The organism is Aphanothece microscopica RSMan92 (genome assembly GCF_046613545.2).
Classification (GTDB): domain Bacteria; phylum Cyanobacteriota; class Cyanobacteriia; order PCC-6307; family Cyanobiaceae; genus NIES-981.
Genome location: NZ_JBKKKY020000020.1, coordinates 1 through 24,755, shown reverse-complemented (window position 1 = coordinate 24,755; position 24,755 = coordinate 1). Strand labels below are relative to the sequence as shown.

The following is a 24,755-nucleotide window of genomic DNA, read 5'->3' as shown; positions in this document are numbered from 1 at the left end:
ATGCTGGGTCGCCTGCGACTGACACCACGACCCGCAGGCACCACCGCGCTGCGCCTGCCGCGGCTGGAGCCCGTGCGCAGCACGTCCATCCGGCAGCTGCTGGAGCATCGCTGGCTGGTGGTGGTGCTGGCCCTGATCGTCACGGGGCTGGGGGCCGCCACCGCCGCGCTGGTCTTCCGCAGTGGCCTCGATGGGCTGGGACGCTGGCGCATCCACATGCTGGAGCTGGGCCCCCGCTGGCTGGTGCTGCCGGCCATCGGCGGCGGTGGCGGCCTGGTGGCGGGGTTGCTGGTGCAGTTGCTGGCCCCGGCCGCCCAGGGCTCGGGGATTCCGCAGGTGATGCAGTTCCTGCGGCGTCAGCCGATTCCGATGGGGTTCCAGGTGGCGGCCGTGAAGCTGGTGGCCGGGATCGTGGCGATCGGCAGTGGTTTTCCGCTCGGTCCCTCCGGCCCCTCGGTGCAGATGGGCAGCTCGGTGGGCTGGGAGATGGCCCGGCTGCTGCGTGCACCCAACGCCTTCCGCCGGCTGATCGTGGCCGCCGGGGGCGGCGCCGGCATTGCGGCGGTGTTCAGGGCGCCGATCGGCGGCTTCCTCTACGCGCTCGAAGAACTCCTGCAGGGCGCCCGACCGGTGGTGATGCTGCTGGTGCTGGTCACCACCTTCTGGGCCGACACCTGGGCCGACCTGCTCGGGCTGGCCCGGCTGGTCAATCTCGAACCGGAGTCGGGCGTCGGGGCTTCCGACAGCATCTTCCAGCTGCAGCGGCAGGTGATGGCCTTCGTGGTCGTGCGCCCGATCGACCTGCTGTGGCTCTTCCTGCTGGGAGCCCTGGTGGCCATGGCCGCCGAGCTCTACTGCCGCTACGTGATGGGGCTGCAGCGTCTGCGCCAGAGCTGGCGGATTCCCCTGGCCGGGGCGATGACCGCCACCGGCACCCTGCTGGGGCTGGTCGATGCCTGGCTGCCGCCGGACTTTCTCAACCGCGCCGGCATCCGGCAGGCGATCGCCGAAGGCGATGTGGACCTTGCCAAGGCGCTGGCGATCTTTCTGGTGGTGTTCCTCACCACCGGCATGGCAGCAGCGGCGGGCACGCCCGGCGGACTGTTCGCGCCGATGCTCACCCTCGGGGGAGCGCTGGGGCTGGCTGCGGCTGCCGCGCTGGAGCAGCTCGGTCTCGCCGCTCCCAGCACCGCGGTGTTCGCCGGCATGGGGGCCTTCATGGCCGCCTGCGCCCGCGCGCCGATCAGTGCCACCTTCCTGACCTTCGCGGTGACCAAGGAACTGCTGATCCTCAGGCCCGTGCTGGTGGCCTGCCTGGGCAGCCTGGTGATGGCCCGGCTGCTGCACCCCCAGTCGCTGTTCAAGCGGCTGATGCTGCAGACCCCATCCCCCGGAGGCCCCGCTGAGCCGGATGCCGGCAGCAGCCTGCGCCTCAACTCCGTCCCACTGCGGCCCCGGCCCCTGGAGACGGGGCCGGATCACAACCTGCAACGGACACCCGGCGGGGACGGGCAGACCGGCTCGACCTGAATAGGTTCGTGATGAACATTGCAGAGTGGTCATGGTGACGGCCCAACGTGCCGCGGCAGAAGCCGTTGGCTCAACCCCCCGCCATCAGGCCGGCTCCCTGCGCCGGACCCGCCTGCTGGGCATGGGGATGGCCTGGGCGCTGGCGGGCGGTCTGCTGCTCAGCAGCTGTCAGCAGGCCAAGCAGACGGTGCAGGACACGGTGAAGGAGGCCGCCACCACGACCGGGCAGGCCGCGCTGGCCCCGGCCGTGAACCCGGTGCTGGATCTGCTCAGGCAGGGGGATGCCCAGCTCAACGGCGGCAAGCTGCAGGCCGCCCTCACCACCCTGGGGGGCTTCCCGGCGCTGTGGCAGAAGGCCGCACCCGTCATCCAGCCGCTGGCGGGCGACAAGTGGCCGGCCATCGACCAGGCGGCCCAGCTGCTGATCAAGACCGTGGGCGGCAGCCCCAGCGGCGGGGAAGCCTCCTCGGCCGTCACCGGGCTGATAGGTCCGCTCTCAGCCCTCATGGGCCAGTAGCGCCAGGGCATCCGTCCGGGTGAGACCCTGGATGGGTCCGGACGCACCCCGTCGACCCTGCATCAGGAAACGCTGCTGTTCGAACCCGCCCAGCCGGAGGCCGGGGCCCTGCGCGCGGTGCTGGCCTTCCCCAGCACCTACAGCGTCGGCATCACCAGCCTGGGCTATCAGGTGGTGTGGGCCACCCTGGCCAGGCGGCCCGATGTGGACGTGCGGCGCCTGTTCACCGACCGGGGTGACCCCGTCCACCGCCGCTGCGACCTGTTCGGCCTGTCGCTGAGCTGGGAGCTGGATGGCCCGGTGCTGCTCGACCTGCTGGAGCAGCAGCGCATCCCGATCTGGGCCTGCGAGCGGGGCGATGACGACCCGATCGTGTTCGGCGGTGGACCGGTGCTCACCGCCAATCCGGAACCGCTGGCGCCGTTCTTCGATGCCGTGCTGCTCGGCGATGGCGAGCTGCTGCTGCCGGCCTTCATCGAGGCCCTGCAGGCCTGCCGCGATGCCCCCCGGGCTGACCGTCTGGTGCACCTGGCCGGGGTGAGCGGGGTCTATGTGCCCGCGCTCTACGAACCCCGCTACGGGGCGGATGGTGAGCTGCTCGAGGTCGTGCCCCGGCGCAGCGGCATTCCCGCCACAATCTCCAAACAGACCTGGCAGGGCAACACGCTCAGCCACTCCACGGTGGTCACCCCGGAGGCGGCCTGGCCGGACATCCACATGGTGGAGGTGGTGCGCAGCTGCCCGGAGCTGTGCCGCTTCTGCCTGGCCAGCTATCTGACGCTGCCCTTCCGCACCGCCAGCCTCGATGACGGCCTGATCCCGGCGGTGGAGAAGGGGCTGACCGTGACGCGGCGGCTGGGGCTGCTGGGGGCCTCGGTGACGCAGCATCCGCAGTTCGCCGACCTGCTGCAGTGGCTCGACCAGGACCGTTTCGCGGACACCCGGGTGAGCGTGAGCTCAGTGCGGGCCGCCACGGTGACGCCGGAGCTGGGCCGGATCCTGGCCAAACGCGGCAGCAAGTCGCTGACGATCGCGATCGAAAGCGGCAGCGAACGGATGCGCGAGGTGGTGAACAAGAAGCTGGCCACCGAGGAGATCTTCGCCGCCGCCCACTACGCAAAGGAGGGTGGCCTGAGCGGCCTGAAGCTCTACGGCATGGCCGGGCTGCCCACGGAGGAGGAGGCTGACGTCGAAGCGACCGCTTCCCTGCTGCTGGACCTCAAGAAGGCCACCCCCGGCCTGCGGCTCAGCCTGGGCGTGAGCACCTTCGTGCCCAAGGCCCACACCCCCTTCCAATGGCAGGGGGTGCGGCCCGAAGCCGAGAAACGCCTCAAGCTGCTGGCCAAACGGCTCAAGCCCAAGGGGGTCGAGCTGCGCCCCGAGAGCTACGGCTGGAGCGTGATCCAGGCGCTGCTCTCCCGCAGCGACCGACGCCTGGCGCCGGTGATCGCCGCGGCCCGGGGCAGCCACGAGAGCCTGGGGGGCTGGAAGCGGGCCTACCGGGCCGTGCTGGCCGGCGAGGTGGAACGACCGGCGGGGATGCCGCCGCCGCCACCCTGGGAGGAGGTGGTCCACAGCACCTGGAGTCCGGAGCGGGTGCTGCCATGGGAACATTTGCGCGGACCCTTGAGCAAGGAGGTGCTGCAGGGGCACGCGCGGCGGGCCCTCCAACCTGAACCCCACCGCTGAGACCGGGAAGCCGCAGCTCGGACCAACATGAGAGCAACGGCAGCCAATAACTTCAAATCAATTGCGGATCCTTCGATTGCCCGATCGACAAAACCGCGATAGAATTAATATTCTGAGCAGAGATCAGGCAAAGGATCATGGCTTCCTCCATTCTTGAACCCTGGGAGTCTTCCGGCCCAAATCGCCGGAGCAGGAGCGGAGAGGAAGAAATCCTTAAGCTCCAGGGATCAACTTCGCAGGAGGTTGTGGTCAGCAGCGATCCGCTCACCGGAATGAGCGTCACCACAGCAGGCGTTCCCCTCACGACGGCGAACACGCCGCCGAAGGGTCAAGTTTTCCAGACGTCCGTCGATCGCGTCACCGGAGTGCCCGGCACGAGCAAAGCGGCGGCAACCCGACGCCTGTACATCATCACCCTCGAGGATGGTGGCCCTCCTCTCAGTGAGCGGGCTCGCGAGGTCCTTGGGGACGTCCAACCCCAGGCCCTCTTCAAGAACCTCGGCATGCTCACCGCCCGCCTCACCAGCGCCCAGGCCGCGGCGCTTGAGCGCCGCGGCGGGGTCAAGCGCGTGGAAGCCGATCAGGTGGTGAGCCTCAGTCGCCCCGACGCCGCGGCACCACCTCCTGGCAAGGGACCCGGTGGTGGGGGTGACGCTCCAGCGGAGTCCACTTCACAGGTGCTGGACTGGGGGGTGAAATGGGTTTGGGGCAATCAGGACAGAACCTCAACCATTGGATCCTTCGCGAGCAAACGCGCGTTTGTCCTGGATACCGGAATCTCCCCCAACACCGGTGACCTCAACTTCGACAAAAATGATCCGATCAACAAAGATTTCACAGGGAGTCGCAAGAGTGGCTTCTACGACAGAAACGGCCATGGCACCCATGTCGCCGGAACGATTGCGGCCATCAACAACGACCGTGGTGTTGTCGGGGTGGCACCCGGCGCGAAGGTGTTTGCGATCAAGGTATTGAACGATCAGGGCAGTGGCACCTACAGCGGGATCATTGCAGGAATCGATTACATGATGACAGTTGCAGGGACTGGCGACGTTGCCAATCTCAGCCTGGGCGGGGGATATTTTGAATCCCTGAACGATGCGATTCAGCAAGCCGCCACCGAAAAAGGGATTCGCTTTTCCCTGGCAGCCGGCAATTCCTATGCCGATGTGGATTCCTTCAGCCCGGCAAGCGCTGGCAACCCGGCGGCAGGTATCTATACGATCAGTGCTCATGATCGCTACAGCAAAAACGCCTCTTTCACAAATTTTGACAACCTCGTTGGTGCCGGTGATGTTGACAACGTGGCCTATGCCGCTCCTGGCGTGAACATCACATCCCTCCGGATTGACGGCTCCACAGTGGCCTATAGCGGCACATCCATGGCGGCTCCCCACGTGGCCGGCCTGCTGCTGATCGGAGGGTTCAAGGTCAGTACAGACTTGGCCCAGACCTTCGGGGGGGAAAGGACCGATCCCTTGGCGATGACCAACCTCGCCTGACTCACTCTCACCTCCAGCAGAAAGAAGTTGCCCTTGTCCTGGTTTCTGCACCTCGCCAACAGTTTCACCTGGCACGAGGCTCAGTCGAACACCGCCGTGCGCCCCCGGTACACCATCACCTGGCGGCGCAGGTGCAGGCGCACCGCCCGGGAGAGGGCCAGCCGCTCGGTGTCGCGGCCCTTGCGGATCAGGTCCTCCACCTCGTCGCGGTGGCTCACGTGCACCGTGGCCTGCTCGATGATCGGGCCGGCATCGAGGTCCTCGGTCACGTAGTGGGCCGTGGCCCCGATCAGCTTCACCCCCCGCTCCCAGGCCCGGTGGTACGGCTGCGCCCCCTGAAACGCAGGCAGGAAGGAGTGGTGGATGTTGATCACCTGCGCCCCGCCCCCACCCTGGAACGCCGCCAGGAACTCGGCGCTCAGCACCTGCATGTACTTGGCCAGCACCACCAGCTCGATGCCGTGCTCCCGCAGCAGCTCGAGCTGCTGGGCCTCAGCCTCCGGCTTGGTGGCCGCCGTGAGCGGCACCTGCACGAAGCTGGCCCCGAACCCCTCCGCTAGGTCCTGCAGATCGGGGTGGTTCGACACCACCAGCGGTACCTGCATCGGAAGCTCCCCGGCCCGCACCCGCCAGAGCAGATCCACCAGGCAGTGGTCCTGGCGGCTCACGAAGATGGCCGCGCGGGGAAGGACATCGGAGAAGTGGAGCTGACCCTCCCCCCCCAGCCGCGCGGCCAGGGCGGTCGCGGCGGGCTCGATCGCCTCCCGCGGCAGCCCGAAGCCCTCCAGCGCCCACTCGATGCGGCTGAGGAAGAGGCCCGCCCCCAGGTCGGTGTGGTGATCGGCGTGGCGGATGTTGCCGCCGTTCGCCGCCACCCAGCCCGAGAGCTCGCTGACCAGGGCCGGGCGATCCGGGCAGATCACCTGGAGGATGGCGGTCGAGGACGGCATGGTCGCGGCCGGACGGGTGCGTCAGAGCATGTGCATGCGTAGCACCTGGGGTGTGGCCCGCCGGATCCGGGCCTGAATCGTGGGCAGACCCAGACGTTCATGGGCCGCCACCCGGTGGCAGCCGTTGAACCCCCACCACTGGCCGTCGACCTCGAGCACATCGATGGGTTCCCTCTGCCCTTCGGCCGCGATCGAGGCCATCAGCGCCGCCACCTTCGCCTCATCGAGGCTGCGCTCCAGGGGGCGGCGGATGGCGGCCAGGGGGAGGACAGCGAGACGCATGGCACTAACTCATAGTCACTCCGTTTTAGAGCGTTGGGCGTGGATGTGGCGAGGGGCAACAGTGATCCAGGAACGCCCTGCCGGGGCCGATACAGTCAGCTCCACGCCTCGACGACCTCACCGTGATGGCCCCCCTGACCGTGATGGCCCCTGCTTTGCCAGCGCCCTCCCTGATCTCCCGCCTGCGCAGCGCCATCGCCCTGCCGCTCCGCCGGCTGGCCATGCTGGCCCTGGTCGTCGTGCTCGGGGTCGGCCTCACGGCCTGTGACGCCAGCCAGGCCAAGCCGCCCACCCTGAGCACCGACGACATCGCCGCGATCGAGCGCCAGGCCGAGGGGTTCCTCGCCGCCCGTGACCGGCTGCCCGAGCTCGCCGCCCTGGTCAACAGCCGCGACTGGACCTTCACCCGCAACGTGATCCACGGGCCGATGCAGGAGGTGGGGCGCCAGATGCTGTACATCAACCAGCGCCTGCTGCCGGCCGACCAGGCCGAGGCCGACAAGCTCGCCACCCAGCTCAAGAGCGCCCTGGCCCAGCTCGATGAGGCGGCCCGCCTGCAGGACGGCGAGAAGCTGCGCAAGGCCTACATCCAGGTGGCCAGCGGCTTCGGGCGCTACGCCCAGATCCTGCCCCAGCAGGTGCAGGCCGACCTGAAGCAGGTCTGAGGCCTTTCAAGCTCAGCACCTCCCGGCAGAACCCTTGAGGCCCGCGGTGGCCCGCTCCCAGCCCGTGGTGGTGGTCGGGGCGGGCATCGTGGGCCTCTGCTGCGCCTGGCTGCTGCAGCGCCAGGGCCATCCGGTGGCGTTGGTGGATCCGGCCCTGGAGGGCCCTCCGAGCGAAGGGTCCGGCAGTGTGGCCGCTCTCGGGGTGTTGATGGCCCAGGTGTTCCACCGCGGCAGCGGCCGGGCCTGGCGCCTGCGGCAGCGCAGCCTGCAGCTCTGGCAGGACTGGCTGGGCGAGCTGCAGGCCCGCGGCCATCCGGTGAGCCGGCGGGAGGGGCTGCTCCTGCTGGCCACCGACCCCCAGGAACGGGAGCGGCAGGAACGGCTGGTGGCGGAACGCCAGGCCCGGGGCTTCCCGCTGGCGTTCTGGTCCCGCGAGCGCCTGGCAACGCTGCAGCCCGCCGTGCCCGCCGCCGCCCTGGGTGCTCTGCACTCGCCCCACGACGGCCAGCTCGACCCGAGGGCCGCCATGGCGGCCCTGCTGGCGGATGCCCGCGACCGCGGCCTGGTCACCCACGCCACCAAGGCCGCCGCGATCAGCCGTGGACCGGCCGGGCAGTGGATCGTTCACGGCGGCGCGGCCGAGCGCTTCAACGCCGCCTGGCTCGTGCTCAGCGCCGGTGTAGCCAGCGCCGGGCTGCTGGAGGCCCTCGGCCACAGGCTGCCGATGGAACCGGTGCTGGGGCAGGCCCTGGAACTTGAGCTGAGCGCCCCGCCCGGCTGGACCTGGCCCGGGGTGGTGGTGTGGCGCGGCCAGAACGTGGTGCCTCGGCCCGACCTGGCTGGAGGGCGGCGCCTGTGGCTGGGGGCCACCCTGGAGCCTGGCGACCGCGCCGACCCGAGCAGGCTGGCCGAGCTGCGCGGCTGGGCCGGAGCCGAGCTGAGCTGGCTGCAGGACGCCACGGTGCGAGGGCAGTGGCAGGGTGCCCGCTGCCATCCGGTCGGCCGACCGGCCCCCCTGCTGGAGGAGCTGGAACCGGGGTTGCTGCTGGCCAGCGGTCACTACCGCAACGGTGTCCTGCTGGCACCGGCCTCGGCGCAGTGGGTGCTGGAGCAGGTGGAGCACAGGGCGATCGAGCATTAAGAACCGGTTATCGCAACAGGCCGCGCGCTTGCGTACGGTCGAGGTGGTGACGTCGTTACCTCCCTCCACCGCCACCACTTTCATGACGCTGCTCTCCGGCCGACTGCGCCGCACGACCGCCGCCCTCACGCTCTCGGGCCTCACCCTCTCGCTCGCCGCCTGCGGTGGCGGCAGCAGCGGGGATGGCCCGACCGGCACCCTCAGCGGCGCTGGAGCCTCGTTCCCGGCAGCGATCTACCAGCGCTGGTTCAAGGACATGAGCGGGGACGGCATCAATGTGAACTACCAGTCGGTGGGATCCGGCGCCGGCGTGCGTCAGTTCATCGCCGGCACGGTGGACTTCGGTGCCTCGGACAAGCCGATGAAGGACGAGGAGATCGCCAAGGTGGCTCGCGGCGTCCTGCAGATCCCGATGACGGCCGGCGCGATCGCCGTGGCCTACAACAATCCGGGCTGTGAGCTGAAGCTCAGCCAGAAGCAGCTGGCCGATGTCTTCCTCGGCAAGATCACCAACTTCAAGGAGCTGGGCTGCGACGACAAGAAGATCACCATCGTGCACCGCTCCGATGGTTCCGGCACCACCTACAACTTCACCAAGCACCTGGCCGCGATCAGCCCCGAATGGAAATCCGGGCCGGGCGCCGACAAGGCCGTGAACTGGCCCACCGGCATCGGTGCCAAGGGCAATGAGGGTGTGGCGGCCCAGCTCGGCCAGGTGGATGGCGGTCTGGGCTACGTGGAGGTGGCCTATGTGAAGGACCCGCTGCAGGCCGCGGCCCTGGAGAACGCCTCCGGCGAGAGCGTCAAGCCCACGAATGAAAGCGAAAGCGAGGCGCTCGGCGCGATCGATCTCGGGCCGGACCTGATCGGTGGCGACCCCAATCCCGCCAAGGGCTACCCGATCGTCACCTTCACCTGGATCCTGGCCTACCAGAGCGGCAACGGCGAGAAGACCGAGCTGCTGCAGAAGGTCTTCAACACCATGCTCTCCGAACCCAACCAGGCCCTGGCGCCTGAACTCGGCTACGTGACCATGCCCGCGTCGGTGATCGAGAAATCCAAGGCGGCCGTGGCCCAGATCGCCCAGTAGCCCACGGGTCGGCCGGGCCAGCTCAGGTCATTTCGCGTCGGAGCAGGGCATCCCACAGCCGCGTCGGCATCAGCCGATGGGCGACCATCGAGACGGCTGCCTGGTGGCCACAGGCATAACGGGCCTCAGGGGTGGGTTCCTCGAGGGCCCTGCCAATCGTGCGCGCCACCAGCTCCGGTTCCGAGGCCCGGCGGTACACCCGCTCCCAGGCGGCGGCGACCCGCCGCATCATGGGGCCATACACCGCTGATCCCAGATTGGCCTCCATCGAGGGAGCCGTGACCTCGGCGAAGGCGGTGCGGATCAGGCCCGGCTGAATCACGACCACCTGGATCCCGAACGGCTGCAGCTCCAGGCGCAGGGCATCGCTGAGCCCCTCCAGGGCGAACTTGCTGGCGCCATACCAGCCCGCACCCGGCGTCACCACCTCACCGGCCATCGAGGAGACGTTCACGACACGGCCACGGCCACGCTCCCGCATGGAGGGAAGCACCAGCTGGGTCAGGCCCATCAGGCCGAACAGGTTGACCTCGAACATCGCCCGGGCATCGGCGAGGTCCACGGTTTCCATCGGCCCGATATGGCCGTAGCCGGCATTGTTGACCAACGCCTCGATCGGTCCCTCCCGGGCCAGAACCTGCTCCACCAGCGCCTGCCGCGAGGCGGCATCCGCCACATCGAGCGGCATGACGGCGGCCCCCGCAGCCGCCAGGGCCTCCATGGCCTCAACCCGCCGGGCGGCGGCCACAACCCGCCAACCCCCTGCGAGCAGCTGATGAACCGTGGCCGCGCCGATGCCGGAGGAGGCGCCGGTCACCAGAGCCAGACGGGAGCTGGGCGAAGCCATCGGCACGCGGAAAGGGACGGGCGGAGGGTCTCCCGCTGGCCGGACCCTACCGGGAGACCCCATGAAAACGCCCCAGCCGAAGCCGGGGCGATTGGAACGGAGTTCAGGGCCGTCACCGGCCGGGGTTCACTTGCTCTCGGTGAACTCGGCGTCGATCACATCGTCGCTGGCGGCTGAGCCCGCGGAGTCGGGGCCGGCGCCGTTGCCACCGGCCGCTGCGGCCTCGGCACCGGCGGCCTGCTGGTAGACCGCCGCACCGGCGGCATAGAGAGCCTGCTGGAGGGTTTCGAGCTCCGACTTCATCGTGGCGAAGTCCTCCTTCTCAACGGCCTCCTTGAGCTTCTTGCTGGACTCCTCGACCTTCGCCTTGTCCTCGGCGCCCACCTTGTCGCCGAGCTCGCCCAGCTGCTTCTCGGCCTGGTAGATCAGGGTCTCGGCCTGGTTCTTGAGGTCGATGCGCTCCCGCTTCTCCTTGTCGGAGGCGGCATTGCTCTCGGCCTCCTTGACCATCTTCTCCACCTCGTTCTCACTGAGGGTGGAGGCGCCGGTGATCGAGATGCTCTGCTCCTTGCCGCTGCCCTTGTCCTTGGCGGTCACGCTGAGGATGCCGTTGGCGTCGATGTCGAAGGTGACCTCGATCTGGGGCACGCCGCGGGGGGCCGGCGGGATGCCGTCGAGACGGAAGGTGCCCAGCGACTTGTTGTCACTGGCCATCTCACGCTCACCCTGCAGCACGTGGATCTCCACGTTCGTCTGACCATCCACCGCAGTGGAGTACACCTCGGATTTCTTGGTGGGGATGGTGGTGTTGCGGGGGATCATCTTGGTCATCACGCCGCCGAGGGTCTCCACGCCGAGGGAGAGCGGCGTGACGTCGAGCAGGAGGATGTCCTTCACCTCACCGGCGAGCACACCGCCCTGAATCGCGGCACCCACCGCCACCACCTCATCGGGGTTGACGGTCTGGTTCGGATCCTTGCCCGTGACCCGCTTGACCAGCTCGAGAACGGCCGGGATGCGGGTGGAACCACCCACCATCACCACCTCGTCCAGCTCGGCGGCCGACAGCTTGGCGTCCTTGAGGGCCTGCTCCACCGGCACGCGGCAGCGGTCGATCAGCTTGCTGGCCAGCTCCTCGAACTTGGCCCGGGTGAGGGTGAGATCGAGGTGCTTCGGTCCCTCGGGTGTGGCCGTGATGAACGGCAGGTTGATTTCGCTCTGGGTGGCACTGGAGAGCTCGATCTTGGCCTTCTCGGCCGCCTCGGTGAGGCGCTGCAGGGCCTGCTTGTCCTGGCGCAGGTCGATGCCCTCGTTGCCCTTGAAGCTGTCGGCCAGATAGTCGACGATCACCTTGTCGAAGTCATCCCCGCCCAGGTGGGTGTCGCCGGAGGTGGAGAGCACCTCGAACACACCGTCGCCCACCTCGAGCACCGACACGTCGAAGGTGCCGCCGCCCAGGTCGAAGACCAGGATCCGCTCGTTGCTCTTCTTGTCGAGACCGTAGGCCAGGGCCGCGGCGGTCGGCTCGTTGATGATCCGCAGCACCTCGAGGCCGGCGATCTTGCCGGCGTCCTTGGTGGCCTGGCGCTGGGAGTCGTTGAAGTAGGCAGGCACGGTGATCACCGCCTGGGTGACGGTCTCACCGAGGTACTTGCCGGCGTCCTCGGCCAGCTTGCGCAGCACCTGGGCGCTCACCTCCTCGGGGGCGAACTGCTTGTTCAGCACCGGGCACTTCACCTTGACGTTGGCGCCGGCCTTCTCCACGCCGTAGCTGACCTCCTTGGATTCCTCGTTCACCTCATCGACGCGGCGACCGATGAAGCGCTTCACCGAGTAGAAGGTGTTCTCGGGGTTCATGACCGCCTGGCGCTTGGCGATCTGACCCACCAGCTGGTCCTGGTTCTTGGTGTAGGCCACCACCGAGGGAGTCGTGCGGAACCCTTCGGCGTTGGCGATCACCGTGGGCTTGCCGCCCTCCATCACGGCAACGCAGCTGTTCGTGGTGCCGAGGTCAATGCCGACGACCTTTCCCATGGGTTCCCACCTCCTTGGTGGTGAAAGTTGAGTTCCTGCATCTTCATCAGTGAGGCCTTGCCGAGGCGAGGGGTGGTTCCCGAACAGGCGGTTACGGTTCGGATCCGCCGCTGCCCTGATCGCCCGTCATGGCCCTCTCCATCTCCGCTCACACCGCCCTGGTGGGGGTCCTGGGGGATCCGGTGCGGCACTCGCTCTCGCCGGCCATGCACAACGCCGCCCTGCAGGAACTCGGCCTGGACTGGGTCTATCTGGCGCTGCCGGCCCCGGCGGACCAGCTGCCGCAGGTGGTGCAGGCCCTGGAGGCGATGGACTGCCGCGGCCTGAACGTGACCCTCCCTCACAAACAGGCCGTCGCCCCGCTCTGCCGTGAGCTCAGCCCGCTGGCCGCCCGGGTGGGCGCCGTCAACACGCTGCAGCGGCGGGAACGCGAGGGCTGGCTGGGCACCAACACCGATGTGGAGGGCTTCCTGGCCCCCCTCCGCAGCGGGGGACGCGACTGGAGCGGCTGCCGGGCCGTGGTGCTGGGCTGCGGCGGGAGCGCCCGGGCCGTGGTGGCGGGGCTGGTGGAGCTGGGCTGCAGGGCGATCCTGGTGGCCGGGCGCAGCTCCGGATCGCTGCTCTCCTTCGCCGACGGCTGCCGCTCCTGGGCGCCGCAGCTGCAGGTGATCCCCTGGACCCAGCTGCCCGGGGTGCTCCGCGAGAGCGAGCTGGTGGTGAACACCACCCCCGTGGGGATGGCCTCACCCCGGGACCCGGGCGCTGCGCAGGCCTCGCCCCTGGACCCTGAAGCCCTTCGGGCCCTCAGCCCAGGCAGCACGGTCTACGACCTGATCTACACCCCCCGTCCCAGCGCCCTGCTGCGGGCCAGCGCGGCCCAGGGGTGCCGGGTGATCGACGGCCTGGAGATGCTCGTGCAGCAGGGCGCTGCCGCCCTGCGCCTCTGGACCGGGCAGCAGACGGTGCCGGTGGACGCCATGCGCCAGGCGGCGGAGCGCTGCCTGGCCGGCGAGGACGGGCGTGGGGCTGCCTAGCCTTCACGGACCCGTTCCCCATCAGCCATGCAAGGCGCCCCGATCTGGCAACGACTGCTGGCGGCCCTGGCCTACCTCCTGCCGTGGGCGGATGCGGTGAGCTTCGGACGGTCGCTCTTCCAGCTCTTCCCCATGCTGCAGTGGCTGACCCTGCCGGCCCTGCCCGTGGCGCTGGTGCAGCAGGCGGTGCCCTTCGGCGGGTTCCTGCTGTTCCTGGTGCTGTTCCTGGCGGTGGTGCGCAACGCCCGGGTGCCCTACCTGATCCGCTTCAGCGTGCTGCAGGCGATTCTGGTCGACATCGTGCTGGTGCTGCTGGCCCTGGCCTTCAACATCCTGCTGGCTCCCCTGGGGGCAGGCTTCGCCGTGCGAACCCTCAGCAACACGGTCTTCCTCGGGGCCCTGGTGCTGGTGCTGTTCGGGGTGGTGCAGAGCCTGCGGGGCGAGGAGGCCGATCTGCCGGCCATCTCCCAGGCCGTGCGGATGCAGCTGTACTGAGGGTCGACACTGCTGCGATAGGTTGGTCAATCCGTCGCTGATGGTCCCCCGGTCCATCGGCCAACGCCCTCCACCCGGCCCCCGAGGCCTTTTCCGACAGGCGACCCCATGACGCAGCCCTATTACGAGACGATGTACATCCTTCGTCCGGACATTCCGGAAGAAGAGGTGGAGACCCACGTCAACAAGTACCGCGACCTGGTCAGCGAGGCCGGCGGCGACGTGCTGGATTGTCAGATGCGCGGCAAGCGTCGCCTGGCCTACCCCATCGACAAGCACCGCGAAGGCATCTACGTCCAGCTGAACCACAACGGTGACGGCCAGCAGGTGGCCCCCCTGGAGCGGGCCATGCGCCTGTCCGAGGATGTGATCCGCTATCTCACCGTCAAGCAGGACGGCCCCATGCCCGCCCCCCGCGCCGTTCCGGGCGCCGTGAGCGAAGCTCCCGCCGGCGAGCCCGCTGGCGTCTGAGGGCTGAGGCACCAGGCTGCCGGCGCCCAGCCGCCCTGCTTGTCATCCGAGGGGGATCGGCCTAGGTTCCGCCAATGAGCATGGTTCCCCCAGCACAGGGCAGCTTCCCGCTGCACCCCGACAACCTGCCCCCGGCGATGCGGCCCACCGGGATGCCCGCACGGGCGGCCCACGGCACTGTCCCTGACAGTCCCCAGGCTCCGCTTCCAGATCCCGCGAGACGGGTTGCGGGAGCGGAGCCTGGTATCGAGAGGCTCGCCGCCCTGCGGCAGCAGCTGGCCCACACCCATGAGGAACTGGCCTCGCTCCGCTCGCTGATGGAGACCCTGCCCCAGTTGTTCGAGCAGAAGTTCCAGGAGCGCGTCGGGCCCATGCTCCAGCAGCGCCAGCGCCTGCTGGAGCAGAACAGCAGCCTGCGGGACAACCTTCATCAGCTCGCCCCTGCCGGAGCTTCCGCCGATGGGCTGAACGGCCGAGCCGCCCGGCCCAGGCTGGGTGCCGCCCTGCGCCATGCCTTCGGTCTGGAGGACAGCGGCGTCGCCTGAACAGCCTGGCAGCCTGGACCTGACCCTGAGACCTGAGGCGGAGACTCAGCCGCGGCGGCTGGCGGCCCAGAGCCGGGTGGGCAGGCCCCAGACATAGATGAACCCCTCGGCCGCCCGGTGGTCGAACCGGTCCTCGGCGCCATAGGTGGCCATGTCGGGCACGTAGAGGCTGTTGGAGCGGCTGCTTCGACCCACCACCGTGGCGTTGCCCTTGTGCAGCTTGACGCGCACCTCGCCGTTCACCACCGGCTGGGTCCGGTCGATGAAGCCATCGAGGGCATCCTTGAGGGGACCGAACCAGAGGCCCTGGTACACCAGATCGGCCCACTGCTGCTCGAGCTGGCGCTTCGTGCGCAGCACGTCGGCCGCCAGGGTGAGGCTCTCGAGCTCCTGATGGGCCCGGATCAGCATCAGCAGGCCCGGGGTCTCGTAGATCTCGCGGCTCTTGATGCCCACCACCCGGTTCTCGATCATGTCCAGCCGTCCGAACCCATGGCGGCCGGCCAGGCTGTTGGCCGTGCGGATCAGGGTCACCGGATCCAGGCGGACGCCGTCGATGGAGACAGGCCGGCCCTGCTCGAAGCCGATCACAACGGTCTGGGGTTCGGCGGGGGCCTCCGCCACCGAACGGGTCATGGCATAGATCTCCTCCGGGGGCTCCACGTCGGGATCCTCCAGCGGACCGGCCTCGATCGAGCGACCCAGCAGATTCAGATCAATCGAATAGGGGGAGGCCTTGCTGACCGGGGAGGGAATGCCGCAGCGCTCGCCGTAGGCGATGGTCTCCTCCCGGCTCATCCCCCATTCCCGGGCTGGAGTCAGCACCTTGAGCTCCGGTGCCAGGGCACCGATGGCCACGTCGAAACGCACCTGGTCATTGCCCTTGCCGGTGCAGCCATGGGCCACGGCGTCGGCGCCCACCTCCCGGGCGATCTCCACGAGCCTGCGGGCGATCAACGGGCGCGCCAGGGCGGTCGAGAGGGGATAGCGGCCCTCATAGAGGGCGTTGGCCCTGATGGCCGGGAAGGCGAACTCGGTGATGAAGGGTTCGATCAGATCGCCCACCAGCGACTGGGAGGCTCCGGAATCCAGCGCCTTCTGGCGGATCGGCTCGAGTTCATCGCCCTGGCCGAGGTCAGCCGCAAAGGTGATCACCTCCTCCACGCCCCACTCGTTCTTGAGGTAGGGGATGCAGACGCTTGTATCCACCCCGCCGGAATACGCCAGCACTGCCTTCTTGGCCCGGCCCATCAACGCGTCTCCATGCGCTCAGTCGACCGATTCTCCCCTGCGGCCCGCCACCGCCGGTGACCCCGTCGCTGCGGGCAGCGGCCAGCGCCCCAGCAGAGCAAGACCCACCAGCAGGGGGACGCCGAGCACCAGGGCAACGAGCCAGCGGGGGTCGGGCACCAGCGGCTGGGGCCAGCGCTGCCCGGCCGCTGCCAGCGCCATGCTCAGGGCCAGGGCCAGGACCCACAGCCGCAGCACGGCCCGCGGCTTGGCGAAGGGGGGCTGGGGAGGCATGCGGGGGCGGCAGTGTCGCAGCTATGGTGGCGGATTGGCGCCTGTGGGCCCGGCCTCCCGAACCCGCCCGCTCCCAACCCGTGACCCGCGTGGGTTGCGGCCCGTTGCGCCCAGCCTGAACTCCATCGCCAGCCTGAACGGACGTCGGATCGTATGAGCAATCTCTCCCCCTCCAGCCTCAGTCGTCTCGACAGCATCAATCCGTCGCTGACCCGCTACGGCCGCGCGGAGCCCGCTCCGGTGCTGCCCCTGCGGGACGAGCCGGACCTGCTCAGCTGGCTGGAGGCCAGCGGCCGGCTGGTGGCCGATGAGGAGACCGCCGCCACCGAAGTGAGCACGGTCGAAGAGGAGGAGCTCTCCGCCCTGATGGGAGAAAAGGAGGACTACAACCAGGCCGACGAGCAGCAGGAAGAGGACTGGGAGGACTGAGGCAAGGGAAACTGGGCCCACCCCACCGGCCCACCCCCCTGTTGACCCGCTTCCCCTTCCCCTGGCCCAGCAACAGCCGCCAAGCGGCGCTGTTGCTGGGCTTGCTGCTGCTGGCGGCCTGCCTGGCCAGCGATCGGTTCATCGCCAACTCGATGCTCAGCTGGCCGTTCCTGGTCGCCACCCTGGTGGCGACCGCGGTCACCGGCTGGGGCGTGCCGCGGCTGCGTTCGCTCAAGCTCGGCCAGGTGATCCGGGAGGATGGGCCCCAGGCCCACCTCAGCAAGGCCGGTACCCCCACGATGGGCGGCCTGCTGGTGGTTCCGGTCGGCGTGATCGTGGGAGGGCTGGTCAGTCCGGCCGATCCCCGGCTGGTGGCTGTCGCCGCCATCACCCTGGCCTACATGGCGATCGGTGCCATCGACGACTGGCGCAGCCTGAGGCGGCACACCAACACCGGTCTGACTCCCCGGGGCAAGCTGCTGCTGCAGGCGGGTGCCGCCGTGCTGTTCCTGCTCTGGACCCACCAGGCCCAGGTCCTGGGGGTGGAGGAAGCCGGCACCGTGGCCCTGCCCCTGGGCTGGCTGCTGCCCCTGGGCCTGCTGATCTGGCCCCTGGCCCTGTTCGTCTTCCTGGCGGAGAGCAACGCCACCAACCTCACCGATGGCCTCGACGGTCTGGCGGCCGGCTGCGGCGCCGTGGTGTTCACCGGGCTGGGCCTGCAACTGATGCTGCGCGGCAACGAAGGCGACCCGGCCCTGGCCGGCTTCTGCGCGGCCATGGCGGGCTGCTGGCTGGGGTTCCTGGCCCACAACCGCCATCCGGCTCGGCTGTTCATGGGCGACACCGGTTCCCTGGCGATGGGGGCCGCCCTCAGTGCCGTCGCCCTGCTCTCCAACAGTTTCTGGCCCCTGCTGCTGATGGGCGGGGTGTTCCTGGCGGAATCCCTGTCGGTGATCCTGCAGGTGTGGGTGTTCAAGGCGACCAAGGGGAGCGACGGCCAGGGCCGCCGCCTGTTCCGGATGGCCCCGCTGCACCATCACTTCGAACTGGGCGGCCTGGGTGAGGAGCAGGTGGTGATCCGCTTCTGGGGCGTGAGCCTGCTACTGGTGGTGGTGGGGCTGGTGCTGCTCCCCTGATCCACCCACCCCCTCGTCTGCCCGATGGCCTACTTCACCTGGAAGGAAACCGGCCTCACGGCCGACTGCGCCAGCCTGGAGGCCATGGCCGCACGCTTCGAGGAGGCGGCCGCCCTGATGCGCCGCATGGCCGTGGAGGGCTTTGAGCTGGAACTGAGCTCCGAGGGTCAGCGGATCACCCATCCCGATCCGGCCGTCTTCGAGGCCTACGGCTTCGTGAGCGAGGAATCGCCGGTGCGTCAGCTGACCCTGCTGAGCGGCACGGAACCCGGTTGAGGCCCACGGGCGCCAACCCGGGTCAGCGGGCTCAGCGGCGGCGCAGATAACCCACCACCCACACCACCACGAAGGCCAGGGACGAGAGCCCCAGATAGATCAGGGCACCGTTCTGCAGGGTGGCGATGTCCCAGCCGAACAGCAGACCATCGGCGGCATCCCCTGCCGTGCTCCATCCGATCAGGCTGCCCATGGCTCCCGCCGCCGCAGGAGCTTCTCTAGCAGGTGTCCAGGCCGGTGGGGGGTGCGGCAGGATCGACGGCTCTGCCTCCGCCTGCCGATGACCAGCTCGTTTCCCCGCACGGTGATGCTGCTGGGCAGTGGGGAGTTGGGGAAGGAGGTGGCCATTGCGGCCCAGCGCCTGGGTTGCCGTGTGATCGCGGTGGACCGTTACGGCGGTGCTCCGGCGATGCAGGTGGCGGACCGGTCCGAGGTGCTGCCCATGACCGATCCGGAGGCCCTCAAGGCCGTGGTGCGGGCCCATCAGCCGGACCTGGTGATCCCGGAGATCGAGGCCCTGGCCGTCGACGCCCTCGCTGATCTCGAGGCCAAGGGCATCACCGTGATTCCCACGGCCCGGGCCACGGCAGTGACCATGAACCGTGACCGGATCCGGGATCTGGCCGCCACGACGCTCGGCCTGCGCACGGCCCGCTTCGCCTACGCGGAGAGCGCTGAGGCCCTCGCCGAGGCCGCCGCACCGCTGGGCTGGCCGGTGGTGGTCAAACCCGTGATGAGTTCCTCGGGCAAAGGTCAGTCGGTGGTGCGCGGCCCGGAGGACATCCAGGCCGCCTGGGACGCCGCCCAGGCGGGGGCCCGCGGCACCGGCACCCGCGTGATCGTCGAGGAGTTCCTGCACTTCGACCTGGAGATCACGCTCCTGACCGTGAGGCAGTGGGAGGGGCCCACCCTGTTCTGCCCTCCGATCGGCCACATCCAGGAACGGGGGGACTACCAGTGCAGCTGGCAGCCGGCCGCCCTGGACGCTGCCGCCCTGGACCAGGCCCAGGCGATGGCGCGGGCCGTCACCGATGAGCTCGGCGGAGCCGGCCTGTTCGGTGTGGAGTTCTTCCTCTGCCGCCGACCCGAGGGGACGGCAGCCGCCGGCCAGGGCGGCGCGCTGGAGGTGGTGTTCTCGGAGCTGTCGCCCCGCCCCCATGACACCGGGCTGGTCACGCTGATGGGCCAGAACCTGAGTGAATTCGAACTGCACCTCAGGGCCGTGCTCGGCCTGCCGATTCCGGCGATCCGCAGCGTGGGTCCCGCCGCCAGCCGGGTGATCCTGGCCGAGCAGAGCCTCGAGCAGGTGCGCTTCGAGGGGGTGGCCGAGGCCCTGGGCACACCGGACACCCAGGTGCTGCTCTTCGGCAAGCCTGACGCCCGCCCGCACCGGCGCATGGGGGTGGCGCTGGCGCGCGGCGCCGATGAAGCCCAGGCGCGGGCCCGGGCCGACGCGGCAGCCCGCCAGATCCGCGTAGTGGCCGGCTGACCCTGGTGCCGGCCGGGAACGGCCCTTAAGGTGCGCCGGTCAGGAGCCCCCATGACCCAGGCCCAACCGGTTCCGCCCCGTCGCAGCTCCCTGGGCCGTGCCGAACGGACGGCCCTGCGCGCGGCCCAGGCCCGGTCGGTGTCCGTTCTGGGCGGCCGGCACCAGCACCAGCCCGCGGAGCAGGCCCAGCGCACCCAGCGCCACGAGCTGCCGGCGCGCAGCCGCTCACGCGGCCTGCCCTGGCTGCCCTTCGCCCTGGGCATCGCCTGCGGCTATGGCCTGGCGGGGCCCCTCCCCCACCTGGTGGGCCACACCCTGGCGGGGATCGTCCGGGCGCCGCAGGAACGGTTGGCCGCCATCGTGAATCCCTTCGCCATGGGCCAGCGGCGGGTCCTGGTGATGGGCACCGACCGGGTCAGTGACAACACCGACGTGATGTTCACCGTGCAGGTGAAGGATGGCGCCACCCAGCTGCTCCAGGTGCCCCGGGACACCTTCGTGGAATCTGAGCAGCTCGGGGTGCTGAAAGCGAATGCCCTGTATGCCTTCGGCGGCGTGGACGCGGTGAAGGATGAGGTGGGCCGGCTGCTGAACACCCCGGTCGATCGCTACGTGCGGGTGAACCTGAGGGCCGTGGAGCGCCTGGCCGATGCCCTCGGCGGCGTCGAGGTCGACGTGCCCAAGCGGATGTACTACGTCGACAACGCCCAGGGGCTCTACATCGACCTCTACCCCGGCCCCCAGGTTCTCAAGGGTGAGGCCCTGGAAGGTTTCCTGCGCTTCCGCCACGACGAGATGGGTGATCTGGGACGGATGGAGCGCCAGAAACTGGTGCTCGCCCAGGTCTTCCGCAAGCTGATCCAGCCCAGCATGCTGGGCGAACTGCCGGGCCTGCTGAAGATCGCCGGTGATGACGTGCAGACCGACCTCTCACCGATCGAGATGGGCCAGCTGCTCTCGTCCATGGCCAACACCACCCTGAGTTCCTCCCAGGTGCCCGGCCGGCTGTACTGGCATAACGAACTCAGCTACTGGATGCCCGAAAGCAATCCCCACTTCGCCGCTAGCGAGGTTGACGAGGCCGCCGTGTCCAGCGCTCCCTGACGCCTCAGGGAGCTGCCACCAGGGGCAGCTCAGAGCTGCCCCAGCCCTGGGGGGCCAGCAGCGGCGGAGCCTGGAGCGAGGGCCTGCTGCGATCGCCGGCCGCAAAGGCGGTCTGAACCCAGGCCAGCAGCAGAGCCCGCAGGGGGCCGCCGTTCCCCCCCGCCGGACCGCGCAGATTGAAGTGGTCCCCACCCTTGGCCACGACCAGTTGATGACCCTGGGCGCTCGCCACGGTCTGCACCTGCATGGCCTCGGGATCGGGGGTGACCACCCAGTCGCGGCTGCCGCTCACCAGCAGGGCGCGGGCATGCATGGTCTGGAGCGAGCCGTAATCGAACAGGAGCCGCAGGGGGGTGCTGACCGCCGCCACCGCAAGCACCCGCTGATCCGCCAGGCCGGCACGGTCCGCCGAACCAAGGAAACTGCACTGCAACACCCAGCTGAGGTTGCGCTCGGGATCGGTGCGATCCCCACAGCGCTCGATCAGCCTTCGGGAACTCGGGGCGGTGCCGGCCAGCTGCAGGGCTGTCGTGGCTCCCCAGGAATGGCCGATCACCACCACCGAGCGTGCCTTGAGGGCATCGATCACCGCGGAGACATCCAGGGGCCGCAGGCGGAGCTCTTCGGGAGCGGGCGGTGAGGTCTCGCCGGAGAGCATGGCCCGCTGCTGGACGGCGTCGCTGCCGGGATGGAGGGGCAGCGCCACCCGGAAGCCATGGCTGGCCAGATGGGCGGCCCAGCCTTCGAAGCTCTCGGGGCTGTCCCAGAGACCGTGGGAGATGACCACAAGGCGGCCCTCCCCCTCCCCCTCAGGCTCCAGCATCACCACCTCGAGCGGGAGCGGGCGATGGCGGGTGGGCACCTCCATCACCCGCCGCCTGACCGGGCGCGGCCCCGGGGAACTCAGTGAGGGGCTCACCGAAACCGGCGGACGGCTGTCGACCAGGGCGGTGGCCAGCCGCTGTTGGGCGGCGATGCGCTGGAGGTCCATGAGCGCCCGGGGCAGATCGACGGTGACCGACTGGCCCGGGATGGCCCGCAGGACGGTGTAGAGGGTGAGTTCCCCCGTACGGCTGGCCGCATTCAGGACGACGTTGAGGTCCTGGCCGGTGGGATCGGGAGGCAGGCCCTGGACATGACCAAGGGCGGAGACCGCCAGAATCACCTGCTCCAGCAGGGGTGTCCCGACGGCCTGGCTGACCACCTGGCGGGTCTGCACCGGCAAGGGTTTGTCGAAGATCTCGCGCAGGTGCCGCCCCACCACACCGCGGCTGGCACGGTTCAGTTCCGCCAGATCGCTGGAGCCCTGCCAGAGCGTTTCCGGATTCTCCAGCTCACTGAGCCGCACGGTGAAATCGAAATCCAGCAGGGGCACCTGCAGGATGACGTCTTCAATGGCCCGCGCCGGTTTGGCCCCCAACAGCACGGGGAGGCAGACCAGGGAGGCGAGACGACGGCGCACCATCCGATCAGCAGGCGCCGAAGAGAGCAGTCTCGACCCGCTGAAACCAGCGGTAGGTCTCGTCGCAGCGCAGACCGCTGAGGGCAAGGGAAACGGTCTGGCGCACCGGATTGCAATCCACGGTGAGCGCCATGGCCAGTTTCTCGTGATCCACATGATAACTGGCGCTACGGCCGTCCTCCGCATACAGCGTCTCAGGATCGCGATTGAAACCGAGTTCCCGGGTGAGGCAGGCAATGCCGGTGAGGGAAGACACCAGATCAGCCGAGGACTGGATGGCGGTGGTGTAAACCCAGGGTGCGGGCTCCGGTGCATCCAGGGAGTCGAGAATGAAGCTGTTGGCCAGCGTCGTCACCAGGGTGCGCATGGTGGACCTGATCAACCCATCGTCGCCGCCAGGCTAGGTCCCAAGCACTGCCCATGGTGTTCCCAGCAGACAGCACCACTACGGATGGGACCACAGGAGCGCTCAGGGGTCAGCGGCAGCGAGCGGCATCGGCAGGCCCAGCCTCAGACAGCCAGCGGCAGGGGGGGATGCTGAGCCAGCACCTGCCGCAGGTAACGGCCCGTGTGACTGGTGGGATGCTCAGCCACCTCCTCGGGGGTGCCGCACACCACGATCTCGCCGCCCTTGTCTCCTCCTTCGGGGCCGAGGTCGACGATCCAGTCGGCGCAGCGGATCACATCGAGGTTGTGCTCGATCACCAGGATCGAGTTGCCCTTGTCCACAAGCCGCTGCATCACCTCCATGAGCTTGTGCACGTCATAGAAACTCAGACCGGTGGTGGGCTCGTCGATCAGATAGAGGGTCTTGCCGGTGGCCCGCTTGGAGAGTTCGGTGGCCAGCTTCACCCGCTGGGCTTCCCCTCCTGAGAGGGTGGGCGCGGGCTGGCCCAGCTTCACGTAGCCCAGACCCACATCCACCAGCGTGCGCAACCGATCGGCCGCCTGGGGAATCGCACTGAAGACGTCAGCGGCCTGCTCCACCGTCATCTCCAGCACATCGGCAATGGTGTGGCCCTTGTAGGTGACCTGCAGGGTCTCGCGGTTGTAGCGGGCCCCCTTGCAGACATCGCACTGCACATAGACATCGGGCAGGAAATTCATCTCGATGACGTTCACGCCCTGGCCACTGCAGGCCTCGCAGCGGCCACCCTTGACGTTGAAGCTGAACTGGCCCACCTGGTAGCCGCGGGCCTTGGCCTCCACCGTGGCGGCGAACACCTGACGGATGGGATCGAAGGCACCGGTGTAGGTGGCAGGGTTCGAGCGCGGGGTGCGGCCGATCGGGCTCTGGTCGATGACGATCACCTTGTCGATCGCCTTGATGCCCTTGAGTTCGCCCAGGCCGGCCGGGAAGGGGACCTTCATCCCCAGTCTGTGCTCCAGGGCCGGGTGGAGCAGTTCGTTGACCAGGGTGCTCTTGCCGCTGCCGCTCACACCGGTGACACAGACCAGGCGCCCAAGCGGGAAGGAGACATCGAACCCGGCGAGGTTGTTGCGCTCACAGCCCACCAGGCTGATCGCCCGGGAACCACTGGAGCGCCGCTCCGGCGGCGTGGGGATGGCCCGCCGGCCGCTGAGGTAGGCGCCCGTCAGGGACTCGGGCTCATTCAGCAGCGACTGCAGGCCTCCCTCCGCGACGATGTGGCCGCCATGGACACCCGCCCCCGGACCGATGTCGACGATGTGGTCGGCGGCGCGGATCGTGTCCTCGTCGTGCTCCACCACGATCAGCGTGTTGCCCAGATCGCGGAGCTTCAGCAGGGTGGCGAGCAGACGGTCGTTGTCCCGCTGGTGCAGGCCGATGCTGGGCTCATCCAGCACGTACAGCACGCCGGTGAGGCCCGCCCCGATCTGGGTGGCAAGACGGATGCGCTGGGCCTCACCACCGGAGAGAGTCATGGCGGGGCGATCGAGGCTGAGGTAATCGAGCCCCACATCCAGCAGGAATTTCAGCCGCATGCGGATCTCCCGCAGCACCAGTTCGCCGATCTGGATCTGGCGAGGGGTCAGCAGGGGCTCTGCCCCTTCGCTCTCCCCCACCCCCATCAGCTCCTCGATCCGGCGCAGGCTCTCCGCCACGCTGCTGCCGGTCAGCTCATGGATGCGGAAGGGACCCACCCGCACCGCCAGGGCCTCGGGCTTGAGCCGCAGCCCCTGGCAGCTGGAACAGGGCACCAGCTCCAGAAACTTCTCGAGCTTCTGACGCACCGACTCCCCGCTGGCATCGCGCAGCTGCCGCTCCAGGATGGGCAGGATCCCCTCGAAGGGCCGCACGTAGGTCTGGGCCTTGCGGTAGCGGCTGTCGGCCTGGATGGCGATGGGTTCGCTCGAGCCGTTGAGCAGGACCTGCTGCTGCTCGGCCGTGAGCTCCTTCCAGGGCGTCTTGATCTCGAAGCCGAAGGCCTCCCCGACGGAGTACAGCAGGGAGAAGTAATAGGCGTTGTCCTTCTCCGCCCAGGGGGCCACGGCCGCGTAGACGGGCAGGGAGGGATCCGGAACCACCCGCTCGGTGGTGAAGCGGCGCAGATGGCCGATGC

The 24,755-nt window shown here is 69.0% G+C and carries 25 protein-coding genes and 1 pseudogene; 16 read left to right on the top strand and 10 right to left on the bottom strand.

Annotated elements, in window-relative coordinates:
* The 4 genes from ACLD7X_RS07815 to ACLD7X_RS07800 all read left to right on the top strand — a co-directional run bounded on the left by ACLD7X_RS07815 (position 1) and on the right by ACLD7X_RS07800 (position 5,238).
* Positions 1 to 1,530: a chloride channel protein gene (locus ACLD7X_RS07815; protein ID WP_411422988.1), complete on the top strand. Its 1,530-nt coding sequence runs from the start codon at positions 1 to 3 to the stop codon at positions 1,528 to 1,530.
* A gap of 31 nt (positions 1,531 to 1,561) precedes the next feature.
* Positions 1,562 to 2,047, top strand: coding sequence for a hypothetical protein (locus ACLD7X_RS07810; RefSeq protein ID WP_412007190.1), 486 nt, complete (start codon positions 1,562 to 1,564; stop codon positions 2,045 to 2,047).
* A 57-nt stretch (positions 2,048 to 2,104) separates the two neighbouring features.
* On the top strand, positions 2,105 to 3,736 hold the full coding sequence (locus tag ACLD7X_RS07805) for a B12-binding domain-containing radical SAM protein (RefSeq protein WP_411423004.1): 1,632 nt from the start codon (positions 2,105 to 2,107) through the stop codon (positions 3,734 to 3,736).
* Positions 3,737 to 3,873: 137 nt separating this feature from the next.
* The gene (locus tag ACLD7X_RS07800) at positions 3,874 to 5,238 is read left to right on the top strand and encodes a S8 family serine peptidase (protein WP_411422986.1); all 1,365 of its coding nucleotides are present in this window, start codon (positions 3,874 to 3,876) and stop codon (positions 5,236 to 5,238) included.
* A gap of 80 nt (positions 5,239 to 5,318) precedes the next feature.
* Here the strand turns inward: ACLD7X_RS07800 and purU are convergent, their stop codons facing one another.
* Together purU and ACLD7X_RS07790 are read right to left on the bottom strand one after the other, a co-directional pair.
* A complete protein-coding gene (gene purU, locus ACLD7X_RS07795; RefSeq protein ID WP_411422985.1) occupies positions 5,319 to 6,188 on the bottom strand; it encodes a formyltetrahydrofolate deformylase in 870 nt (289 codons plus the stop codon).
* A gap of 21 nt (positions 6,189 to 6,209) precedes the next feature.
* On the bottom strand, positions 6,210 to 6,470 hold the full coding sequence (locus tag ACLD7X_RS07790) for a sulfiredoxin (protein ID WP_411422984.1): 261 nt from the start codon (positions 6,468 to 6,470) through the stop codon (positions 6,210 to 6,212).
* 143 nt (positions 6,471 to 6,613) lie between these two features.
* Between ACLD7X_RS07790 and psbQ the strand changes: the two genes are divergently transcribed.
* Genes psbQ through pstS form a run of 3 tightly spaced genes read left to right on the top strand, consistent with a single transcriptional unit; the run spans position 6,614 to position 9,366 of the window.
* On the top strand, positions 6,614 to 7,135 hold the full coding sequence (psbQ, locus tag ACLD7X_RS07785; RefSeq protein ID WP_425625125.1) for a photosystem II protein PsbQ: 522 nt from the start codon (positions 6,614 to 6,616) through the stop codon (positions 7,133 to 7,135).
* Positions 7,136 to 7,181: 46 nt separating this feature from the next.
* A complete protein-coding gene (locus ACLD7X_RS07780) occupies positions 7,182 to 8,276 on the top strand; it encodes an NAD(P)/FAD-dependent oxidoreductase (protein ID WP_411422982.1) in 1,095 nt (364 codons plus the stop codon).
* Positions 8,277 to 8,304: 28 nt separating this feature from the next.
* Positions 8,305 to 9,366, top strand: coding sequence for a phosphate ABC transporter substrate-binding protein PstS (gene pstS, locus ACLD7X_RS07775; protein WP_411422981.1), 1,062 nt, complete (start codon positions 8,305 to 8,307; stop codon positions 9,364 to 9,366).
* Between the two features lie 22 nt (positions 9,367 to 9,388).
* Here pstS and ACLD7X_RS07770 read toward each other — a convergent pair whose 3' ends face one another.
* Together ACLD7X_RS07770 and dnaK are read right to left on the bottom strand one after the other, a co-directional pair.
* Positions 9,389 to 10,213 (bottom strand): oxidoreductase, encoded by an 825-nt coding sequence (locus ACLD7X_RS07770; RefSeq protein ID WP_411422980.1) that lies wholly within the window; start codon positions 10,211 to 10,213, stop codon positions 9,389 to 9,391.
* A 126-nt stretch (positions 10,214 to 10,339) separates the two neighbouring features.
* A complete protein-coding gene (dnaK, locus tag ACLD7X_RS07765; RefSeq protein WP_411422979.1) occupies positions 10,340 to 12,247 on the bottom strand; it encodes a molecular chaperone DnaK in 1,908 nt (635 codons plus the stop codon).
* A 128-nt stretch (positions 12,248 to 12,375) separates the two neighbouring features.
* Here dnaK and ACLD7X_RS07760 point away from each other — a divergent pair, with 128 nt between their 5' ends.
* The 4 genes and pseudogenes from ACLD7X_RS07760 to ACLD7X_RS07745 all read left to right on the top strand — a co-directional run bounded on the left by ACLD7X_RS07760 (position 12,376) and on the right by ACLD7X_RS07745 (position 14,792).
* Positions 12,376 to 13,281 (top strand): shikimate dehydrogenase, encoded by a 906-nt coding sequence (locus ACLD7X_RS07760; protein ID WP_411422978.1) that lies wholly within the window; start codon positions 12,376 to 12,378, stop codon positions 13,279 to 13,281.
* A 21-nt stretch (positions 13,282 to 13,302) separates the two neighbouring features.
* Positions 13,303 to 13,776: pseudogene (locus ACLD7X_RS07755) on the top strand (Tic20 family protein); the annotation flags it as partial.
* A 108-nt stretch (positions 13,777 to 13,884) separates the two neighbouring features.
* Positions 13,885 to 14,247, top strand: a complete 363-nt coding sequence (gene rpsF / locus ACLD7X_RS07750) for a 30S ribosomal protein S6 (RefSeq protein ID WP_411422977.1) — start codon at positions 13,885 to 13,887, stop codon at positions 14,245 to 14,247.
* A gap of 80 nt (positions 14,248 to 14,327) precedes the next feature.
* Positions 14,328 to 14,792, top strand: a complete 465-nt coding sequence (locus tag ACLD7X_RS07745) for a hypothetical protein (RefSeq protein WP_411422976.1) — start codon at positions 14,328 to 14,330, stop codon at positions 14,790 to 14,792.
* 45 nt (positions 14,793 to 14,837) lie between these two features.
* Here ACLD7X_RS07745 and ACLD7X_RS07740 read toward each other — a convergent pair whose 3' ends face one another.
* Positions 14,838 to 16,043, bottom strand: a complete 1,206-nt coding sequence (locus ACLD7X_RS07740) for an argininosuccinate synthase (protein WP_411422975.1) — start codon at positions 16,041 to 16,043, stop codon at positions 14,838 to 14,840.
* 18 nt (positions 16,044 to 16,061) lie between these two features.
* Positions 16,062 to 16,316: a hypothetical protein gene (locus tag ACLD7X_RS07735; protein WP_411422974.1), complete on the bottom strand. Its 255-nt coding sequence runs from the start codon at positions 16,314 to 16,316 to the stop codon at positions 16,062 to 16,064.
* A 153-nt stretch (positions 16,317 to 16,469) separates the two neighbouring features.
* On the opposite strand from ACLD7X_RS07735, the gene ACLD7X_RS07730 reads away from it, so the two are divergent.
* Genes ACLD7X_RS07730 through ACLD7X_RS07720 form a run of 3 tightly spaced genes read left to right on the top strand, consistent with a single transcriptional unit; the run spans position 16,470 to position 18,157 of the window.
* Complete coding sequence (locus tag ACLD7X_RS07730) at positions 16,470 to 16,745, top strand: DUF3134 family protein (protein WP_411422973.1); 276 nt, start codon at positions 16,470 to 16,472, stop codon at positions 16,743 to 16,745.
* 41 nt (positions 16,746 to 16,786) lie between these two features.
* A complete protein-coding gene (gene mraY / locus ACLD7X_RS07725; RefSeq protein ID WP_411422972.1) occupies positions 16,787 to 17,881 on the top strand; it encodes a phospho-N-acetylmuramoyl-pentapeptide-transferase in 1,095 nt (364 codons plus the stop codon).
* Between the two features lie 24 nt (positions 17,882 to 17,905).
* Positions 17,906 to 18,157: a hypothetical protein gene (locus tag ACLD7X_RS07720; protein ID WP_411422971.1), complete on the top strand. Its 252-nt coding sequence runs from the start codon at positions 17,906 to 17,908 to the stop codon at positions 18,155 to 18,157.
* 31 nt (positions 18,158 to 18,188) lie between these two features.
* On the opposite strand, the gene ACLD7X_RS07715 is transcribed toward ACLD7X_RS07720, so the two are convergent.
* Entirely contained in the window at positions 18,189 to 18,350 is a 162-nt protein-coding gene (locus ACLD7X_RS07715; protein ID WP_411422970.1) for a hypothetical protein, read from the bottom strand.
* An 87-nt stretch (positions 18,351 to 18,437) separates the two neighbouring features.
* Here ACLD7X_RS07715 and purT point away from each other — a divergent pair, with 87 nt between their 5' ends.
* Complete coding sequence (gene purT, locus ACLD7X_RS07710; RefSeq protein ID WP_411422969.1) at positions 18,438 to 19,646, top strand: formate-dependent phosphoribosylglycinamide formyltransferase; 1,209 nt, start codon at positions 18,438 to 18,440, stop codon at positions 19,644 to 19,646.
* Positions 19,647 to 19,697: 51 nt separating this feature from the next.
* Complete coding sequence (locus ACLD7X_RS07705) at positions 19,698 to 20,750, top strand: LCP family protein (protein WP_411422968.1); 1,053 nt, start codon at positions 19,698 to 19,700, stop codon at positions 20,748 to 20,750.
* A 4-nt stretch (positions 20,751 to 20,754) separates the two neighbouring features.
* On the opposite strand, the gene ACLD7X_RS07700 is transcribed toward ACLD7X_RS07705, so the two are convergent.
* The 3 genes from ACLD7X_RS07700 to uvrA all read right to left on the bottom strand — a co-directional run.
* Positions 20,755 to 22,215 carry an alpha/beta fold hydrolase gene (locus tag ACLD7X_RS07700; protein WP_411422967.1) on the bottom strand — a complete coding sequence of 487 codons (1,461 nt, stop codon included), beginning with the start codon at positions 22,213 to 22,215 and terminating at the stop codon, positions 20,755 to 20,757.
* A 4-nt stretch (positions 22,216 to 22,219) separates the two neighbouring features.
* Positions 22,220 to 22,594: a hypothetical protein gene (locus tag ACLD7X_RS07695; RefSeq protein WP_411422966.1), complete on the bottom strand. Its 375-nt coding sequence runs from the start codon at positions 22,592 to 22,594 to the stop codon at positions 22,220 to 22,222.
* Positions 22,595 to 22,722: 128 nt separating this feature from the next.
* Positions 22,723 to 24,755, bottom strand: a 2,033-nt coding sequence (uvrA, locus tag ACLD7X_RS07690) for an excinuclease ABC subunit UvrA (RefSeq protein WP_411422965.1), incomplete at its 5' end; no start/stop codon positions are given.

Bases quoted from the DNA above. Each gene is read 5' to 3' on its own strand.
- ACLD7X_RS07745 (WP_411422976.1), top strand. From the start codon at position 14,328: ATGGTTCCCCCAGCACAGGGCAGCTTCCCGCTGCACCCCGACAACCTG.
- ACLD7X_RS07770 (WP_411422980.1), bottom strand. From the start codon at position 10,213: ATGGCTTCGCCCAGCTCCCGTCTGGCTCTGGTGACCGGCGCCTCCTCC.
- ACLD7X_RS07705 (WP_411422968.1), top strand. From the start codon at position 19,698: ATGACCCAGGCCCAACCGGTTCCGCCCCGTCGCAGCTCCCTGGGCCGT.
- ACLD7X_RS07700 (WP_411422967.1), bottom strand. From the start codon at position 22,215: ATGGTGCGCCGTCGTCTCGCCTCCCTGGTCTGCCTCCCCGTGCTGTTG.
- dnaK (WP_411422979.1), bottom strand. From the start codon at position 12,247: ATGGGAAAGGTCGTCGGCATTGACCTCGGCACCACGAACAGCTGCGTT.
- rpsF (WP_411422977.1), top strand. From the start codon at position 13,885: ATGACGCAGCCCTATTACGAGACGATGTACATCCTTCGTCCGGACATT.
- psbQ (WP_425625125.1), top strand. From the start codon at position 6,614: ATGGCCCCTGCTTTGCCAGCGCCCTCCCTGATCTCCCGCCTGCGCAGC.
- ACLD7X_RS07810 (WP_412007190.1), top strand. From the start codon at position 1,562: ATGGTGACGGCCCAACGTGCCGCGGCAGAAGCCGTTGGCTCAACCCCC.
- ACLD7X_RS07815 (WP_411422988.1), top strand. From the start codon at position 1: ATGCTGGGTCGCCTGCGACTGACACCACGACCCGCAGGCACCACCGCG.
- ACLD7X_RS07800 (WP_411422986.1), top strand. From the start codon at position 3,874: ATGGCTTCCTCCATTCTTGAACCCTGGGAGTCTTCCGGCCCAAATCGC.
- ACLD7X_RS07740 (WP_411422975.1), bottom strand. From the start codon at position 16,043: ATGGGCCGGGCCAAGAAGGCAGTGCTGGCGTATTCCGGCGGGGTGGAT.
- ACLD7X_RS07715 (WP_411422970.1), bottom strand. From the start codon at position 18,350: ATGGGCAGCCTGATCGGATGGAGCACGGCAGGGGATGCCGCCGATGGT.
- ACLD7X_RS07760 (WP_411422978.1), top strand. From the start codon at position 12,376: ATGGCCCTCTCCATCTCCGCTCACACCGCCCTGGTGGGGGTCCTGGGG.
- ACLD7X_RS07720 (WP_411422971.1), top strand. From the start codon at position 17,906: ATGGCCTACTTCACCTGGAAGGAAACCGGCCTCACGGCCGACTGCGCC.
- ACLD7X_RS07790 (WP_411422984.1), bottom strand. From the start codon at position 6,470: ATGCGTCTCGCTGTCCTCCCCCTGGCCGCCATCCGCCGCCCCCTGGAG.
- ACLD7X_RS07730 (WP_411422973.1), top strand. From the start codon at position 16,470: ATGAGCAATCTCTCCCCCTCCAGCCTCAGTCGTCTCGACAGCATCAAT.
- purT (WP_411422969.1), top strand. From the start codon at position 18,438: ATGACCAGCTCGTTTCCCCGCACGGTGATGCTGCTGGGCAGTGGGGAG.
- purU (WP_411422985.1), bottom strand. From the start codon at position 6,188: ATGCCGTCCTCGACCGCCATCCTCCAGGTGATCTGCCCGGATCGCCCG.
- ACLD7X_RS07735 (WP_411422974.1), bottom strand. From the start codon at position 16,316: ATGCCTCCCCAGCCCCCCTTCGCCAAGCCGCGGGCCGTGCTGCGGCTG.